At 42.0% G+C, this 18,797-nt stretch carries 15 protein-coding genes; 8 read left to right on the forward strand and 7 right to left on the reverse strand.

The genetic code is table 11. The annotated features are described in order from the left end of the window. Window positions 1–185: 185 nt before the first annotated feature. Together L4D12_RS05070 and L4D12_RS05075 are read right to left on the reverse strand one after the other, a co-directional pair. Window positions 186–1,493 (reverse strand): HlyD family type I secretion periplasmic adaptor subunit, encoded by a 1,308-nt coding sequence (locus L4D12_RS05070; protein WP_428446733.1) that lies wholly within the window; start codon window positions 1,491–1,493, stop codon window positions 186–188. Then, window positions 1,486–3,222 carry a type I secretion system permease/ATPase gene (locus L4D12_RS05075; RefSeq protein ID WP_428446734.1) on the reverse strand — a complete coding sequence of 579 codons (1,737 nt, stop codon included), beginning with the start codon at window positions 3,220–3,222 and terminating at the stop codon, window positions 1,486–1,488. The genes L4D12_RS05070 and L4D12_RS05075 overlap by 8 nt, the downstream gene beginning before the upstream one ends. A gap of 238 nt (window positions 3,223–3,460) precedes the next feature. Between L4D12_RS05075 and L4D12_RS05080 the strand changes: the two genes are divergently transcribed. Both L4D12_RS05080 and L4D12_RS05085 read left to right on the forward strand, forming a co-directional pair. Beyond that, entirely contained in the window at window positions 3,461–4,873 is a 1,413-nt protein-coding gene (locus L4D12_RS05080; RefSeq protein WP_428446735.1) for a DUF3131 domain-containing protein, read from the forward strand. 223 nt (window positions 4,874–5,096) lie between these two features. Then, window positions 5,097–5,828 (forward strand): family 16 glycosylhydrolase, encoded by a 732-nt coding sequence (locus tag L4D12_RS05085; protein WP_428446736.1) that lies wholly within the window; start codon window positions 5,097–5,099, stop codon window positions 5,826–5,828. Between the two features lie 5 nt (window positions 5,829–5,833). Here the strand turns inward: L4D12_RS05085 and L4D12_RS05090 are convergent, their stop codons facing one another. The 4 genes from L4D12_RS05090 to L4D12_RS05105 form a co-directional block, all read right to left on the reverse strand. Beyond that, window positions 5,834–6,109, reverse strand: coding sequence for a hypothetical protein (locus tag L4D12_RS05090; RefSeq protein ID WP_428446737.1), 276 nt, complete (start codon window positions 6,107–6,109; stop codon window positions 5,834–5,836). Window positions 6,110–6,296: 187 nt separating this feature from the next. Beyond that, window positions 6,297–7,514, reverse strand: a complete 1,218-nt coding sequence (locus L4D12_RS05095; protein ID WP_428446738.1) for a NupC/NupG family nucleoside CNT transporter — start codon at window positions 7,512–7,514, stop codon at window positions 6,297–6,299. Between the two features lie 201 nt (window positions 7,515–7,715). Further along, window positions 7,716–8,636 carry a LysR family transcriptional regulator gene (locus L4D12_RS05100; RefSeq protein WP_428446739.1) on the reverse strand — a complete coding sequence of 307 codons (921 nt, stop codon included), beginning with the start codon at window positions 8,634–8,636 and terminating at the stop codon, window positions 7,716–7,718. A 224-nt stretch (window positions 8,637–8,860) separates the two neighbouring features. Next, the gene (locus L4D12_RS05105; RefSeq protein ID WP_428446740.1) at window positions 8,861–10,489 is read right to left on the reverse strand and encodes a methyl-accepting chemotaxis protein; all 1,629 of its coding nucleotides are present in this window, start codon (window positions 10,487–10,489) and stop codon (window positions 8,861–8,863) included. A gap of 370 nt (window positions 10,490–10,859) precedes the next feature. Here L4D12_RS05105 and L4D12_RS05110 point away from each other — a divergent pair, with 370 nt between their 5' ends. The 6 genes from L4D12_RS05110 (at window position 10,860) to L4D12_RS05135 (ending at window position 16,784) form a co-directional block, all read left to right on the forward strand. Then, window positions 10,860–11,678: a phosphate ABC transporter substrate-binding protein gene (locus L4D12_RS05110; protein ID WP_428446741.1), complete on the forward strand. Its 819-nt coding sequence runs from the start codon at window positions 10,860–10,862 to the stop codon at window positions 11,676–11,678. Window positions 11,679–11,780: 102 nt separating this feature from the next. Further along, window positions 11,781–12,692: a phosphate ABC transporter permease subunit PstC gene (gene pstC / locus L4D12_RS05115; RefSeq protein WP_428446742.1), complete on the forward strand. Its 912-nt coding sequence runs from the start codon at window positions 11,781–11,783 to the stop codon at window positions 12,690–12,692. Between the two features lie 5 nt (window positions 12,693–12,697). Then, a complete protein-coding gene (gene pstA / locus L4D12_RS05120; RefSeq protein ID WP_428446743.1) occupies window positions 12,698–13,564 on the forward strand; it encodes a phosphate ABC transporter permease PstA in 867 nt (288 codons plus the stop codon). Window positions 13,565–13,581: 17 nt separating this feature from the next. Then, entirely contained in the window at window positions 13,582–14,331 is a 750-nt protein-coding gene (pstB, locus tag L4D12_RS05125) for a phosphate ABC transporter ATP-binding protein PstB (protein ID WP_428446744.1), read from the forward strand. Between the two features lie 175 nt (window positions 14,332–14,506). Further along, window positions 14,507–16,150 (forward strand): mechanosensitive ion channel family protein, encoded by a 1,644-nt coding sequence (locus L4D12_RS05130; RefSeq protein WP_428446745.1) that lies wholly within the window; start codon window positions 14,507–14,509, stop codon window positions 16,148–16,150. 196 nt (window positions 16,151–16,346) lie between these two features. Then, window positions 16,347–16,784: an META domain-containing protein gene (locus tag L4D12_RS05135; protein WP_428446746.1), complete on the forward strand. Its 438-nt coding sequence runs from the start codon at window positions 16,347–16,349 to the stop codon at window positions 16,782–16,784. Between the two features lie 74 nt (window positions 16,785–16,858). Here the strand turns inward: L4D12_RS05135 and L4D12_RS05140 are convergent, their stop codons facing one another. Further along, entirely contained in the window at window positions 16,859–18,478 is a 1,620-nt protein-coding gene (locus tag L4D12_RS05140) for a CHASE domain-containing protein (RefSeq protein ID WP_428446747.1), read from the reverse strand. Between the last annotated feature and the right edge of the window lie 319 nt (window positions 18,479–18,797).

Genomic DNA, 18,797 nt, shown 5'->3' on the forward strand with positions numbered 1-18,797 from the left:
TTATCTTTGCTAAAGTACATCATTAGCGCACCGATTGGACCAAGCACATAACCTAATAACAATCCAGCAATAAAACTCCCTTTACGATACCCTATCGACGCCGACAAAATAAAAAAAACAAGATAGAACACAAACCAAAAATATATATTAATCTCCATTACTCAGCCTCCATAGGTTGTAATGAATCAAGATTCACGAAATGCTCTATAATATGAATTAAACAATGGTGCAGTAAAATAGTCCCATAATGTTCTATCTTCTAATAGAATAAAAACCTCTGCAGGCATACCAGGGTAAAGTTCAATCCCCTCTAATAATGAAACCTCATTTTTGTCTAATCTCACTTTTACCATATACCCTGTAGGCTGATTTTTAGATGGTAACTGAAGTCTATCTGCAGCGACATAAATAACTTCACCTGTTACTAGTGGTGTACGTCTAACGTTATAGGCACTTAGTCTCACTTTTGCTTCTAATCCATCATGAACAACATCGATATCTTCAGGTTTTACCAACGCTTCTACGATAAGTTCATCACTATCAGGAACAATTTCAAGAATGACATCCCCTGCATTGATCACACCACCAACACTATGAACATTTAACCCAACGACAACACCTGAATGTTCACTACGAATTGTCACTCGTTCTTTTATATCTTGTGCTGATTTTAATGACTCATTCACATCACGCCATTCCTTATCAATATTCGCTAATTCATTGGATAATTTTTGTTTTTTTTCTATTACCTCTGTTTTATGTTCTTGGTCTAATGCATTTAATCGCCCCATTAGTACTTCAGAATCTGCACGTAATGCAGCGGCTTGCGCTTCAATGGCAGCATGATGTCGCTGAAGCTCTAACATTTTAGTTTTTGAAACAAAGCCTTTATCTAACAATCCACTTGTCATCTTTATTTCTTGAGTAACTAGATTCAACTGTCGCTTGATCGCTTTCAACTGAAAACGAGTGCCTCTCAGTTGTTCATCCAACAACAAATTTTGCTGTTGATACTGTCCGTCTCTTAGCTCTTTTCGTAATAAATATTGCTGAAATTGAATCTGTTGCGCACTGACAATTGTATTAACTTCTTGTTGTTCTGTATTTTCGGCTATACTTTTACTGAATGTCGCCCAGTCAACAATTTCTATACCATCCAATTCTGCTCTAATACGTTCATGCTGTGCCTGCAATGAAATTGAACGAAGTTTCAAACGCCTAAAATCAGATTCTGCCTTACTATTTGATAATTGAAGTAAAATATCACCGGATTCTACATGCTGCCCTTCTTTTACATAAATGGATTTTACCCATCCACCTTGCAAATGCTGGACTTTCTTTCGCTGCGATTCAACAATAATTGTACCTTGAGCAATTGATGCAGCACTCAATGTTACAGTACAAGCCCATGTAATAAATCCTCCAACGGTAACAAGAATAAATATACATCCGAATATAATAATATTATGCGTATCAAATTGAGCCTTATCCATGTTTTGCTCCTTCTGATGACTGCTGCGTTGTCTTTAATAATGTGTCAGACCCAATATTACCGGATGCATCCACTTCCGACATAGCGCCTAAAAATTTATCACATGTACCCGCTTTTTCTATTTTGCCATCCTTCAATACAATAACCCAATCCATCTGACGCAAAAAACCAGGCCGATGGCTGATCATGACAACAGTGATCTTATTCTCTTTACAGTACTGTAAGACTATCGCTAAAGCGACTTCACCTTCAGGATCAAGATTTGAATTAGGCTCATCAAGTACTAACAGGCTAGGATTTGAAAATATCGCTCTAGCTAATCCAATGCGCTGTTTTTGTCCGCCTGAAAGCTGAACCCCACCCTCACCTAAATACGTATCATACCCTTGTGGTAACGATATAATAAGTTCGTGAATACAGGCTAATCGCGCCGCATGAACAATCTCTTTCGCAGGCGCCTCAGAGAAACGACAAATATTTTCAGCTACCGTACCCGCGAGTAAACCGACTTCTTGAGGTAAATAACCAATATACTTTCCAAATTGCTCCTCAGGCCATAAATCAATTGATGCACCATCTATTTTTATTGCTCCTATGCTTGGCTTGTGTATACCCATAATTAATGCTGCTAATGTGGATTTTCCAGAACCACTGTTCCCCATGATAGCCAACGCATTGCCAATGCCAAGTTTAAAACTAATATTTTGCAAAATAGGTTGCTGATGATGCTCAAATTTAAGCCCAACATTATGCAACAATAATTCACCTCGGGGTTCGGATAATTCAGTTCTCATCATGACCAACGGCCTATTATTATAAGATTTTAACCTTTGATAGGCCTTATACGCGCTAAACCAAATTTTCCATCCACTCACTGCCTGTTCGAAAGGTGATAACACACGCGACATGATAATTGAACTAGCGATAATTGCCCCTGCACCTAACTGATTCTGAAGAACTAACACCACCCCAACGGTTACAATGATAACTTGCAGCAACGACCTGAAGTATCGGCTGACAGCAAGTAACTGACCCGTCTTCGCGTTCAATTTCCACTGCATGGCGAGTAATCGTAAATTTCGCTTATTCCATAGGATACCAACACTATCAGCCATACCCATTGCACGCAGAGTCGGTGCGTTTCGAAGAAAGTCATTCAACTCCATATTGGTTTTGGTACTTAACCTTTGGGTTTCCTCGCTGGGCGATTTCGCTGCCTGCAACATCAAAAATGAAAGAACACAAAAAATCAGGCTGCCAATCAGTGCTACTAGCCCTATGTAAGGATGAAGCATGAATAGAATCCCAAGAAAAATCGGCAGCCATGGAATATCAAAGATGGCAGCAGTCGAGGGTGTAACGAGAAAGCGTCGTAGCTCTGCCAGATCTTGCAACCCTTGTTTTTCTATACGATTCTGTTTCGACGAAAGTCGTATACTTTCAGCGATTAATTGAGAACTGACTGAAACATCTAATTTCAACCCTGAACGCTGCAGTAATAATGTCCGGACATGTTCGATCACTGCCTGTGCAGTAATTAAGCCGCAAGCGACAATGAAGAGCCCCAACAACGTATCTACACTCGCGCTACTTAAAACTCGATCAAAAAGCTGTAGGCTGTAAATAGGCAGTGTTAACACCAAAAAATTCACAGCTAAACTAAAAAATACAACGTAAGCTAAATCCTTTTTGCATGCTTTTAATGCATGGCTTAGTGTATTGTCCAACACGATATCCTCAAGTAAGCCACCAATCACCCATCAATAATAGACCAACATGCCGAAATAAAAGCCATTTTAGATGTTAATTATTTAAAATTCAGAAAGTTGAAAAAGTATGAATTCTGTCACTTTTTACCGTGAAAATAAAAATTATCGTTGCATTAACGCAATTAACTGTAATAAAAATAGCTTAATGATTATTATTGAATATGATTAATTACTTTTAACATTATTTTAAGGAGAGGAAATGGGGATGATGTATCACTATTTTCTATTCTTTCTTTGCCTACTTTTTCCCATTTTCTTCCCTCTTTCCTGCATTGCAAATACACAACATAAAGCCAAATTCCCTGAAATTAGTGACGATGTACCTCCAAGCTTCTATGGCCAACGGGCAATTTCGCCATCTCTCCCTATATCCAACAGCAAAACCCTGCCACTGAAGCAACACGCAGCTATAGCGCAGCCAATAGCAGATAAAGCAACTCAATCCTTACCACCCAAGCCTATCGACATCATGCCAACGATACCCATTCCACTAAATCGGCATGAATTATTGCTAGCCAAAAAAGCACAATATTATATCGACCGAAATTGGAACCAGCAAACAGGCTTAATCGATTCAGTGCAGGGCTATCATCACAGTACAATGTGGGATGTTGCGAGTGGCTTGGCCGCCATATTGTCGTTAGAAGGCATCGGTCTTTATACTGAAATCGAAGCAACGTCAAAAATCCGTCTTACACTGCATACATTGGAGCGACTCCCTCTTTATGATGAACGGTTACCTAACCGTGAATATGATACTCATACCGCTCAACCATCAGGGAACTATAGTTCCTCATCAAGTAAAGGAAATGGCTGGTCAGCTCTGGATATTGGCCGTTTATTAATCTGGTTAGAAATAACCGCCAGGCATAAGCCTCAATTCATCTCGCAAATTACAGCAATTAAAACAAAATGGCAGCTATCTGATATCATTAAAGATAAAACGCTCTACGGGGAACTGAAAACGTCTCAGCATCAGCGTTATCGACAAGAAGGTCGCTTAGGCTACTTACAATATGCAGCCCAAGGTTTAGAGCTGGCTGGCTTTGACGTAAGTAATGCATTTCAACCCGATCATATCTCCTCCACTATTATTGATAATACAATAATCTACACTGATGATCGTAATCTCCCCTATTTTACCGCAGATCCTTATGTGTTGAATGCTATTGAGCTTGGTCAGACAAATGCATGGTGGGATCAATTAATCCCTTTATTTCACCTACATAAAAACAAGTCTAGACAAGAAAGAAAACTGTGGATATTTGCTGAAGATGCAATGGACCGATCGCCATGGTTTTCATATAACAATATTTATATCTACGGAAAAAGTTGGCTTAGCACTGCACCTGGTGGAAAACCCATTGAAAATCCTCAAATATTCAGTAACAAAGTCGCACAGGGTTTCAGTGTTATTTTTTATGATGATGAATTTAGTCAGCAACTCAGTCAACAAATCATTGATAATAGTCTTGCATTTCGAGCGATCCCAACCGGATTGTACAAAGACAATGCTCCAAATACTGCTTTTAACATTAACACCAACTCCCTCGTTCTTGCATCCTTATGGTATAAACATCGAAACTATGCGCCCTTGATAATTGTACATTAATTGCATTTTGAAAAAATTTTCTAGACGTCTCATCATCAGGAACAATAATTCCAAGCATAATCTCTATTTTGCAACGCAAAAAAGTACTATCTTCGTGACCAGCTGCTATTTTTATTTTTAATATTTTATCGATTTCTCATTTGGATAAAGAGCAATGACGCATTTCAAACCCATTTTTCTGCCTTTTTTTGCATTGTCTTCCTTTTTTCACTTAGGAGGGGCTTTGGCAGCAAATAGTTTTCACGACCCACTCACGTCCTTGAATGATGCACGGTGGTGGAAATCAGATGGTTGGAGTAACGGTTACCCCTTCTTTAATCGCTGGGAAGGAGACGCTATTGCACATAACAAAGATAGTATGGCAATTACATTGTCTCACCAACCTATCGCTGGCGACCCGCTTGATTATCAATCAGGGGAATTACGCAGCCATGATTATTATGGGTATGGTTGTTTTGAAATTGAAATGAAACCCGTATCCGCATCTGGTGTCATTAGTGCTTTTTTCCTATTTGCGGGTCCATATGACACCCCTGACGGTGGTAATGGGCAACACAATGAGATTGATATTGAGTTTTTAGGAAATAACACCAATGTCTTGCAAATCAATTACTGGAGCAATGATGACGGTTACAAGCAGAGCAATGAACGTATCATTTACTTGAATTTTGATGCATCAGAAGACTTTCATCGTTATGGTATTAAGTGGACAAAAAAAGCAATCAAATGGTATGTGGATGGTTCACTGGTCTATATAGCTAAGAACAAACAAGCAAGACCTATTCCCTCTCAAGCAGACAATAAGCTAAGAATCATGGCTAATGTATGGGCGACAGATAATGCTATCTCTAACTGGGCTGGAGAATTCGATATTGATAGCCAACAATCACATACCGCTTACTATCGAAATATCCGTTTTACATCCGGTAGCCGCTGTAAAATCACAGTCGAGTAATGTTTTTAATAACGCTTAACCCTGATGACCTTCATCATTTCAATCTCAAACCCCGCAATCATTTCAGTCACTGAGTAATAGGTAAGGTTAACCTTGGATCCAGCTAAATTTTTATATTTTTTCTGCCGTTTAAATTTAAACGGGACATCAACACCGTCAATCATAAGCGTATGTAGAACCCAATCACCGTCTATACGCTGCGTATGTGAGGTTACCGTTACCCCTTCCGAATGCACAAGCTGATGGTGACTAGTTAAAAGTTTATCAACATCTGATTTCATAGCGAGCTTCCATTAAATATCACTTATGAGAATGCAAATAGCATAATACCCCACTACAATTACATTGTCCTTAGGTCTTATACGCTGTTACATGCCAATAATTGGCATCGAGGTTAACCCCTCAACAAACAAAAACAGAGTGCTATGCACTCTGTTTTTTTATGTTTCTTACTTATCTAAAGTAAATTTAGAATGATAAGAACACACCAGCAATAGTTGCACTCATCAGATTCGCAAGTGTTGCAGCGAAAATGGCTTTAAAACCTAGGCGAGCAATATCAGGACGGCGACTTGGAACTACACCACCTAATCCACCCATTAACATTGCGATTGAAGTTAGGTTAGCAAACCCGCAAAGCGCAAATGTAACAACGGCTTGTGAATGGGCACTTAGCTGATCCTTAACCGCCATCAGGTCTGCAAAAGCAACAAACTCGTTCACGGCAATCTTTTTACCGATCAGGCTTGCAGCAACTGTCGCTTCAGACCATGGCACACCAATTAACCAAGCGACAGGCGCAAACAAATAGCCAAAAATCATTTCCAGACTAAAGTCTTTGATACCGATCCAATCACCCACATGACCCAGACCGCCATTGATCATCGCAATGAGGCTGATGATAGCCAGCAAACTTGCGCCAACCGCCATAACAATCTGTAACCCGCTCAGTGCGCCTTGTGTCGCCGCATCAATGATATTTACTGGTTTGTCGTCGGCATCATCTTCAAGTTCATCTGACTCATCAATCTGCTCTGTTTGAGGAACAAGCAATTTTGCCATCATCAAACCAGCCGGTGCAGACATAAAACTAGCAGCGATCAAATAGCTAATATCAACCCCTAGCCCTGCATAGCCAACAAGCGTACCACCAGCAACAGATGCTAAACCACCTACCATCACTGCAAATAACTCAGAACGGCTCATTTTAGCCAGATAAGGACGAACAACGAGAGGGGCTTCAACAGAGCCAACAAAAATATTTGCTGTTGCTGACATTGACTCAGTACGAGTGGTACCTAATAGACGTTGCAGCATGCCACCAATGTTTTTAACAATGAAGCCCATTACGCCTAGGTAATAAAGCACAGAGATCAACGCTGAGAAGAAAACGATAGTTGGCAGTACATTCACTGCAAAAATGAAGCCCAGCTTGAATTGCGCCAGATTGCCGAACAAAAATTCGGTTCCGATACGGCCATAATCAATGATGCCTGAAACACCTGCTGATACGCCATTTAGAAGCTCACGTCCTACCGGAACATACAAGATGAAACCAGCAAAAGTAACCTGAATGGCAAATGCACCACCAACGGTTCGCCAATTGATTTCACGACGATTTTCTGAGAATAGAACTGCAACCGCAAAAAGCGTAATAATGCCTAGTGCACTGACCAGATAATTCACGGCCAAACTCCACAAAGTTGTTAGTAAACGATTGCGGAGGCATTCTATTCATATTTAAAACTGTGACAAGGATCAAGTTGTTACACACTTTTACACTTTACATACATCCGAGCGGCTTGTGCGTACTTTTCCCGCTGATTTACGCAAAATACCCTTATTGGTTCCAGTGCGGGATACTATTGTTACTATAGGTGACAATGTCTAACGCAATACCTTGTCCCAATAAACGGGATCGCCAATATGCTCACAAGTGAAATCGATAAAGGCTTGCACCTTTTGTGGGAGAAATTTATAACGCGGATAAATGGCATATAGCGGCATATACTGCGACAATTGCCAGTCAGGCATTAAGCGTACTAACCGCCCTTCCTGAAACTCTTTGTCCAATAAATACGTCGCCAAATAACCAACCCCATGACCTGCTAATGTCGCATCAAGGATTGCATCGGCTGAATCGACCCGATAGTTACCCGTCACTTTGATATCTTCACTACTCTCGCCTTTGCGAAAACTCCAAATGTTATCTTTACGCTCGCGGCTGTAATAAATAATGCAGTTATGTGATGCTAACTCATCCGGCTGATAAGGTATGCCATATTTCGCTAAATAGCCTGGACTCGCCGCCAGCACGAAGTGGCAATCTGCAAGATGTCGCGCGACAAAACCTTCCGGCGGGGTATCTGTCATCCCTATCCACAAATCCAACTGCTCTGCTATCAGGTCAACCCGATGATCAAACAGGCTCATCTCAACGTCTAATTGTGGGTACTGTTGGTGAAAATCAGCAATATAAGGTGAGATATGATGACGGGCAAATGATTGAGCACTACCAATGCGCAGGATCCCCTGCATACTATCGGCACTTTGCAGCAACTCACTCTCTGCCTCGTTGATTTCAGACACAATATTGGCACAATGAACCGCAAACCGCTCACCCGCTTCGGTAAGCGAGAATGAGCGCGTAGTACGTTGTACAAGCTGCACGCCCAGCCTTTCTTCAAGTAGCTGAATTTGCTTACTCACTTGTGTACGCGAAATATCGAGTAGCTGAGCCGCTTTCGTAAAACTCTGCTGATTGGTCAGTGCATTAAACACAACCATCTGCTGGGCTTTTTTCATCATTGTTTTTATTCTTCTTTCTTTTATTAACTAACACTATATACCCAAGCGATATCAACATACTCCTTTCAAGGAGAATATATTGACTGATGAGCAAGCCGTATCGTGAGGCGCTTAGGTATACTGCTCTTTGTTCAGATAATGAAAAAGGGCCTTATCAAAGGCCCTTCGAATAACGTTTTTTTATTGTCGCTCTACAGCTTCAACGCCAACCTCTGCGATTTAACTTAAATCTTAAAGAAAGACAGCTGTTGTTTTTGCTGCTCAGCTAATTGTGATAGCTCATTACTTGCCATTGCACTCTGAGTAATTGCGCTAACAGTATGATTGACAATATCAGACATATTCGTGACATTTCGGTTTATATCTTGGGTCACTTGAGATTGTTGTTCCGCTGCTGTCGCAACCAGTGTGTTCATATCACTGATTTGCAGTACAGATTCAGTGATCCCGACAAGTGCATCATTAGTCTGACTTGCAAGTAACTGGTTACGGTCAAGCATTTCCAAACTCGCCTGCATACAGTCGTTAGCATTATTTGATTGTGACTGAAGCTCTTCAATAATCGCCTGAATTTCCTGAGTCGATGATTGAGTACGGGCTGCTAGCATACGTACTTCATCAGCAACAACGGCAAAACCACGACCCGATTCACCAGCACGAGCTGCTTCAATGGCCGCATTCAATGCCAATAAGTTAGTCTGCTCAGAAATAGCTCGGATGACTTCGATAACTTTGCTAATTTGCTCTGACTGATCTTTAAGACGCGTAACAACATCTGCCGCATCTGTTAATGTCCGGGACATTTGCTGGCTAGCTTCATTGCTCTCTTCAAAAATACTTAGTCCCTGACGTGCAAGCGTGTCTGTCTGCTTTGCCGTTTCATCAGCGGCCATTGCATTATCGCTCACATTATCAGCCGTACTCGACAGCTCATTAACCGCAGAGGCAACCTGATCAATCTCATTTTGTTCGGTCTGCGCGTTAGCTTCTGACTGAGACATGACTGCCGCTAACTCTGTCGCCGCCGCAGCAACGTCTTCACTGATGCGGATTAATGAGTCAACCGTCTGATTGAGTTGTTCTACGGTGACGTTCACATTACCGCTTAACTGCGCCAACTCATTAGTACCGTCTTGTTCTGCTCGTACGGTCAGATTACCAGACGCAATTTCACGCATCACACTCTGCAGCTTAATTATTGGGTTCACAATCAAACCAGAAAGCCACCATGCAACAAAAATGACGACTGCAAAGATTGATATAATCGCAATAGTAGCCGTCGACATTAACTTGTCGTTCATCATCCGGCTTTCAGCCATACTCTTTGATGAGTATTCATTCACATCTAGTGATAGCTGATTAATTGAACTGACCATCTTAATGCCGACACTATGGTATTGAGCGATGATATCTTTAAATTTAGCATCAGAGAGTTCACCACTTTCATGACGATAAAACTGCTCTGTTGCACGCTTAGAAAAATCAACATAAGCATTAATCGCCGAACTCACTGTTTGTGCCTGTGAACGGAAAATGGACTCTTTTTCCAATAACTGCATTTCACTCGCCACATCTTTTTGTGTCTGCTCTAAATTAGCAAGAAAGTCGTCACGCCGACTTGGATCGTAAATCGCGTAAACAGCACTAATACGTAATGGGTAGATACGATCATCTATCTTCGCCAGTGTGTCTTTATAAGTGACGAGATTCGCTGTGTTGTCTGAAATGATGTCTTGTTCTGTTTCCAGCTCTGTCTTCGTTGTCAGTAACGAAATAAACAGCACAACAACCATCAACATCACAGGTAACAATACCTGATATCGAATGGATAAGTTTTTCAGTGAGAAGTGCATGGTGAGACCCCGAATTTAAATTTTTTGCATCCTTGCATGACATTACTTTATCTATAAAACGCGCAAATATAGATCTTGATCACAAAAAAGTCCACCTATTGAACAGTCACTTTTTTAAGGAGATAGATGATTTTGACCGTGTTTTAACCACAAATCATGCTGATTCATGACCCCCGTCTAAAATTAAACCTATTAATCAATATGATATGAATTTCTTGTCATGATGAAAAATTCTTCAACCTGTTAATAAATGTTAACCGTCATAGAGTGTTCAAACTTTTGAAACATAACTGTCATATTTTTTCCCTACTCTTTGTTTCGTACAGATAAGACCGAATGGCAATTTAGCCACTGATGAAGGATTAGGAAAATGAAAACACAGGTTATTGGTGCACTCGCTCTAGCAGGTTCAATGGTATTCAATACCGCCGCGGCTAATGAAACTATCTCTGTTGTTGGTTCGAGCTCCGTATCACCCATCATGGAAGTACTTGGGGAGACCTATGGTAAAACGCATAATGTTGTCATTGAAGTGCAAGGACCAGGATCATCGGCAGGTGTACGTGCAGCCCATGATGGGTCAAGCGATCTAGGTATGAGCTCTCGCGATCTGAAAACATCAGAAAAAGCAGACAACATCAAAGAGGTTGTTATTGCTCGTGATGGTATTGCTGTCGTTGTGCACAACAGCAACCCCGTACAGGATCTCACTCAAGAAGACGTCGCTAAGATCTATAAAGGCGAAATAACTAACTGGAAACAAGTGGGTGGTGACGATAAACCCATTGTTGTGGCAACACGTGATACTGCATCAGGCACTCGTGGTGCGTTCGAAGACATCATGTCACTAAAGAAGAAAATTAACGGTATAAAAGTATCGGCTATCTCCCAGCGAGCACAGGTTGCAAGCGGTAATGGCCAGCTCAAAACCATTGTTGCTAACAATCCATTTGCGATTGGCTATATCTCTCTAGGCTCAGTAGATAACTCGGTCAAAGCCCTAGCCATCGATAGCCACACACCTTCAGTCGAGGCAATTAAAGCAGGTGACTATGGCGTACAACGCCCATTCTTAGTTGTCTACAAAGATGGACGCCCATCACAAGCAGCCCTTGAATTCTTGACATGGGTAAAAGGCCCTGAAGGTCAAAAAATTGTTGCAGATAAAGGTTTTATCTCTGTTAAGTAATTTTTGTTTCTTTACCGGTCATTACCAAGCGGTAGTGACCGGGTTTATTGATTCCTCGGTATTTGGCTAAAACGTTTTTAGCCAATATCTGGAGTAAGTACTATGACCATCGCAAATAATATACAAAACCCAACGAAAAAAGCGTCATTAAAAGCCAAAGATAAAATTGACTGGCGCGAGTTGTTCTTCAAATATCTATTTTTATCAAGTGCAGCACTTGGTATTCTTTCGCTGATCACTATTGGCTACTTTATTTTCCGTGAAGGCTATGCTGCTTTTGCTCATTCAGGTGTCACGGGAATTGTTTTTGGCTCTGACTGGTTACCACCTGCCCTTTACGGTATTGCGCCGATGATTGTGGCCTCAATGGTCTCAACAGCAGGTGCCGTTACTATCGGTGTACCTGTCGGTGTACTTACCGCGATTTTCATCGCCGAAGTCGCCCCTAAACGCTTAGCCAACATTATTCGTCCCATGATTGAACTACTCGCGGGTATCCCATCGGTTGTTTACGGTTTCTTTGGCCTCGTCATCATCGTACCGTTAATTCAGGATGTATTCTCAGTCCCTGCAGGTAACACGATTTTAGCAGGCATTATCGTGCTAGCCGTGATGATTCTGCCTACCGTGATCACGGTTTCGGAAACGTCAATCCGTGCAGTACCTCGCAGTTATAAGGAAGCATCTTTCGCACTTGGCGCCTCCCAGATGTTCACTATTTTTAAACTGCTTGTCCCTGCTGCCCGCTCGGGCATCATGACAGGGGTCATTTTGGGTGTTGCCCGCGCGCTGGGTGAAACAATGGCCATCATTATGGTAATGGGTAATTCACCTGCGATGCCAGAAGGTATCCTTGATTCAGCTCGAACTTTAACCGCAAATATCGCTATTGAGATGTCCTACGCAACAGGGATCCACGCCAGTGCTCTGTACGCAACAGGCATCGTTCTTCTTGTCTTCATTATGATGCTAAATGCCGCACTTCTTTACTTAAACCGTGAGCGTGCGAGGTAATTACTATGGCTTTACAAGGTACAAATCCACAAAAGCAGCAACTGAAAGATACAATCGCTCTAACTTTTATCTGGACGGCGGCGTCAGTGACCGTCGGCTTCCTGCTCTGGGTCGTGTGGTATATTCTGAGCAACGGTCTGGCTCATGTGAACTGGGACTACATTACCAGTAATTACACCACTATCGGACAAGAGTCTGGTGTCTGGCCAATGATTGTCTCCACCCTGTATATGGTTGCAGCCTCGATTGCCGTTGCTGCTCCGTTGGGTATCATGACTGCCATTTATCTCACGGAATATGCAAAAGTAGGCAGCCGAATGGTCAAAGTGATCCGGTTCTGTACTGAATCACTCGCAGGTATTCCTTCGATTATCTACGGCCTGTTCGGTATGACGTTTTTCGTTGTCATTCTTGGCCTTGGCTACTCTATTTTATCAGGGGCTCTGACACTGAGTATCCTTATTCTTCCGGTTATTATCCGTACCACGGAAGAAGCGCTAATGGCTGTTCCTCAAACCTACCGTGAAGGTTCATACGGGTTAGGTGCATCCAAAATCTATACCATCTGGAGACTGATTTTACCCAGTGCAATGCCAGGTATTGTTACTTCCATAATCCTCAGCGTAGGTCGTGTAATTGGTGAATCTGCACCTGTTTTCATGACAGCAGGGATGGTTGCCCGTATTCCAGAGAGCATGCTTGACTCTGGCCGTACGTTAACCGTTCACCTGTACAAGCTAACGCAAGAACTTTACACCATTCACGAGTGGAATCAGGCGTATGCAACCGCCACCATTCTGATTGTGATTGTTCTTTGCATTAACTTACTAACCAAACTGCTTGCTAGCCGCTTCAATACTGCGACTTACTAATTTCGAGAAAGAGAATTATGAATAAATTTAACATTGAAAACCTAAACCTGTATTACGGCAGCAATCAAGCACTAAAACAGATTTGCCTACCCATTCCTAACCGTCAGGTTACTGCGCTTATCGGTCCGTCAGGCTGTGGTAAGTCAACCCTGCTTCGTTGCCTGAATCGTATGAACGATCTGATTGAAGGCGTAAAAATTGATGGCGACTTGTCGATGGATGGTGAAAATGTCTATGGCAACATTGATGTTGCTCAACTACGCATCAAGGTAGGCATGGTATTCCAAAAGCCGAACCCATTCCCAATGAGCATCTATGAGAACATCGCTTATGGCCTTCGCGCTCAAGGGGTTAAAGACAAGAAAATCTTAGATGATGTCGTAGAGCGCTCCCTTCGTGGCGCGGCATTGTGGGATGAAGTAAAAGATCGCCTGAAATCTCACGCTTTCGGGTTATCCGGTGGTCAGCAGCAGCGACTGTGTATCGCCCGTACCATTGCAATGGAGCCAGAAGTGATCCTGATGGATGAACCAACCTCGGCACTTGATCCTATTGCGACAAAAAAAATTGAAGACCTCATGGAGTCATTAAAGAAAGACTTCACCATTGTTATCGTTACCCACTCCATGCAGCAGGCGCGACGCATCTCAGATCGTACCGCCTTCTTCTTGATGGGCGAATTGGTTGAGCACGATGATACTCATGCCCTATTTACCAACCCACGCGACGATCGCACCCGTGGCTATGTTAATGGTGATTTCGGTTGATTTCTTTGCATAAATTATAATAGCGATGGAAACTATTGCCCCCTCTTTTGAGGGGGCCTTTTTTTATATACGTCACATCCAATATCGATCTTTCCGGGTAAAATCCTTTCCCAATTCAAACCGAAATCATCTGGCTATACTGTATTAGTTATCGCGCGATGAGGAGATCGATTGCATGCGTTGGTTATTATTCATTGGGTTACTGTTCATTGAGTTACTTGGGTCAACAATGACGTTCGCCGAACAAGAAACGGTAAATACACCCAATAACTTTGACAAAATAGAACAATATGAACAAGAACTTGGTGAGTTATATCGAGAGTCCCTAGAGCAAACTGGGACAGCCAAAAATATCCTCGATATGCAGATGTTAAAAAAAAATGAATCCATCCGTGATGAATTAGCCAAACTCATTAGCGACCGTACCGCCGACACCACCCCAACCATCATTAAATTTGTCAAAGGTCAGGTAAAATACTTAAATCAAGCTGATGATTTCCTATCAAATAGCATCACAAAACAGCAGCAAAAATTTGACCAATCAAACCAAGAACAAAAACTCATTCTGCAGAAAAGCATGCATGAAACAACTCGGTTTTATCACCGTATCCTCAATGAACAATGGACTAATTATCAATGGCTTAATCAGCTCGGAGTACCAGACAAGAAACAAGAAGCTGAGCTGGTCAATACCATTAAACATCGATTAGATTTCGTATCTGCGACACTCAGCTTTAATAGCCAACAAGAATCCATGCTCGCTAAACAGAGCAAATCAGCAGCAGAAGGCGAAAAATCAAGCTTACAACTGCAACTTATTTTACTGCAACGCCAAGTCAGTAGCGATATCGATGGACTACAAAGTTTGGTCGACTTAGCTAACAAAATGAATATCGATACAACTGATTACACTCGGCAATTGTTCGAATCGACAGGCAACCTCACTAATGAGTTGCTTAACTTTAAGGTTATCGTATCAATACTTTCAACGTGGATGACCGAGGTTCGCGATTGGCTGTTAGACAATACGCCTCAAGCACTGTTTAAAATTTTCATTTTCCTACTGATTGTCTTTATATTTAAATTACTAAAGAACATCACCCGCCGAGTGATATCAAAAGCAGTCAGCTCCCCGACTCTGCGTATGTCGCAGCTAATGAAAGACTTCTTTATTTCCATCTCGGGGAATGCCGTCTTTGCTGTCGGACTGCTTATTGCACTCTCGCAGATAGGGCTTGATCTCACCCCTATTCTCACTGGTTTTGGTGTGGCTGGTGTGATCATCGGTTTTGCACTTCAAGATACATTATCTAACTTTGCCTCTGGGATGATGCTTCTGATCTATCGCCCTTTTGATGTCGATGATTTTGTTGAAGCAGGAGGCACATCTGGCAAAGTGAGTCACATGAGCTTAGTCAGTACCACCATAAAAACCTTTGATAACCAAATATTGATTGTACCAAACAGCAAAATTTGGGGAGATACGATCAAGAATATCACTCACGAACGCGTGCGCCGCGTCGATATGGTGTTTGGTATTGGCTACAGTGATGATGTGGAAAAAACCGAGCGCGTATTACACGATATTATTACAGAGCACCCTATGGTGCTTCGCTCACCGGAAGCCACAATTAAGCTCCATACCCTGAACACCTCTTCTGTCGATTTCATCGTTCGTCCCTGGGTCAAAACCGAAGACTATTGGGATGTTTACTGGGATATCACCCGCGAAGTCAAAATGCGATTTGACCGAGAAGGGATTTCAATCCCATTCCCGCAACAAGACGTCCATATTCATACGGTTAATAATGAAAAATGACGTAGGGTTAACAATTACTTGGCTAGTTTTCAGTAAGGTATTATCTTATAGCCAATTTGCCATTAGTTTATCGTTCTGAGTAGATTGCTAGTGGCAATAAAAACAGTGTACAATTATGTCATACATTGCTGGTAACTCACTAAGGGTGATGATCTCAGCAACGACATGACACCTCTATTTTTGGGAATCAATTATAATGAAGAAACGTTATCTTGCAGCTTTAGTATTACCAGCCTTTCTTGCAGCTTGTGCATCTAACGATAGCGGATCAAACGCCATGGTAAATAAATCAGAACTAGTAAGCCAAAATTGGGTACTAACTAAAATTGATAACAAAGCTATCGATACACAAGATGCGCTAAGTGCTCCAAACCTACAGCTATCTGCTGATCTTGACGCCAATGGCAATGCAGGCTGTAACCGCTTCTTTGGCAAAGCGGAGCTTAACGAAGGCAAATTGCGCATCGAAAAAATGGGCATGACAATGATGGCATGTCAGGGCCCTGAAATGAAGGTTGAGCAAGTAATGAGCAAAACACTCATGAACTGGAGCGCTGCAAACGTTTCAGGTAATCAACTAACGCTAACGGGTACGGAGCATAGCCTGACTTTCACTCGCGCTGATGCAAAATAATATCGATTAAACAAAGCACTATATACAAAACGTCTGCTTCTGCAGGCGTTTTTTTACTCCACCTCTCGCCAAGATCAGCATATATTACAAACACTAGCGGTTTTCAGCCGCTGCACATTAATTACTCGCACTGAATTTCTCCCGGCGCTTTTTGCTTGATATAACACTGAATCGGCAAAATTAAACAACGTCTCAACGCTATGGCCTTCAACCGATTCTAACGATGCAACACCTATCGATACCGTAACAAACGCAGATGCTGCCGCTCCTGCATGCTCAATTCCTAACCGCTCTACCGCCAAACGACATTGTTTCGCAACGACTTCACCATTTTTGGTATTGGGTAGGATGATGCCAAATTCTTCCCCACCAACACGCGCTAACATGTCTGCCGGGCGCCGTAAAACGCGAGCAAGTTCACTGGCTACCAGTTTTAAGCAACGATCACCAGCCTGATGACCATATGTATCATTGAACGCTTTAAAATTGTCGATATCAATAAGCAATAATGCTAGCGGTTTTTCCTCTCGACAGGCACGAGAGAATTCCTTCTTCAAGGTTTCATCAAAACATCGGCGATTAGCAATACCAAGTACCGCATCCATACGCGTCAACCGCTCCAGTTTTTTATTCGCCTCATCGAGCGCTTTATTTTTTTCATCCAGCTTTTTTAACATCAACCTATTGCGGCGCATAACAACACAGCCATAATAAAGCACATGCCCAAGCAAAATTACGCCAACAATGAACATTTGCAGTGGTAACAGAGTACGTCGACTCGCAAAATAATGCTCTGATGGAACCGCTTCAATAATCCACTCTCTTCCACCTTGATCTAACACCGTCCGCGTCACCTTGTAACCAACTTGCCACCTATCATTTTCTAAGCCAGCCGCATTTTGAATATACAATACCCGATTATTACTACTGGCATGGGTATCAATCAGTCGATAAACCATATTTTTACCGTCTATGGTTCGATTCGTTGAGTTAAAAATATCATTCAAACGATACACACCAAGCACAAAGCCTTGCAGGGATTTCCGTCGGGTCATGATGGTAGGAGGGGCAACTGTCGTATAGACAGGAAACATAATAAATAATCCCGCAGTTGACGATGATGTCTGCACAAGATCCAACCGTTCTGAAATTTGTAGCATCCCACTATCACGTGCACGATGAATCGCCTCAAGCCGACGAATATTTGAACCTAAATCATAACCCACTACCGCTTCATTTCCAGCTAACGGTTCGATGTAATAGACCGGATAGTATTCATTACGCAGTGAAGCACTTACCATTTCACCACGAGTATTTCGCTCAGTGATACGAAACCCTGGGATATCAATGCCTGCCTGTATTTCATATTGCTGTCGTAACTGTCCATCCACGCGGGGAATCCATTCCAACGCCTGAATATTATGATGCCGATTAAGAATTTGACTTGCCAATGCTGAAAAATGTATGCGATCCAATTGACCTTGATTATCAAACGCAAGTTTAAGGCTATGGAGTGCCTCCAAATTGACATCAATCGCTTGAGATAAGAAGCCCGCTTTGATTTCAACCTGCAGCTCAAACTCACGCTGTATATTGGCTGTCTCTAGTTGATAAAATAATCGATATATTAGGCAAGAAAGTATAATGCTGATTAATACCGCCAAAATTGTGACTAAAGACAGTCGACGCTCCATGATGATCTAGTATTCCATTAGTCATAAATATTTAATTAAAGTCACTATTTAGTATTTTTCAAATCGATGTATTCTTTTAGCCCATAAGTAAGCTCTAGCTCACAACAAAATATTGACGTATTGACATATCTTCATCGAGTAGGGTGAGGCGTCGCCGCCTCATCCCTCTCACAGAACCGTACGTACGGACCTCGTATACGGCTCATGTACATTTCCATTCAGCGTAAGTGCTGAACACATGCCCTGTCACAACATGTTCAATATTGACTAAACCAAGTTCATTGAACCATTGATTTGTCATAGCGTAGCTCGATAACGG

Origin of the sequence: Photobacterium nomapromontoriensis, from assembly GCF_050336815.1 — a bacterium.
GTDB lineage: Bacteria > Pseudomonadota > Gammaproteobacteria > Enterobacterales > Vibrionaceae > Photobacterium > Photobacterium nomapromontoriensis.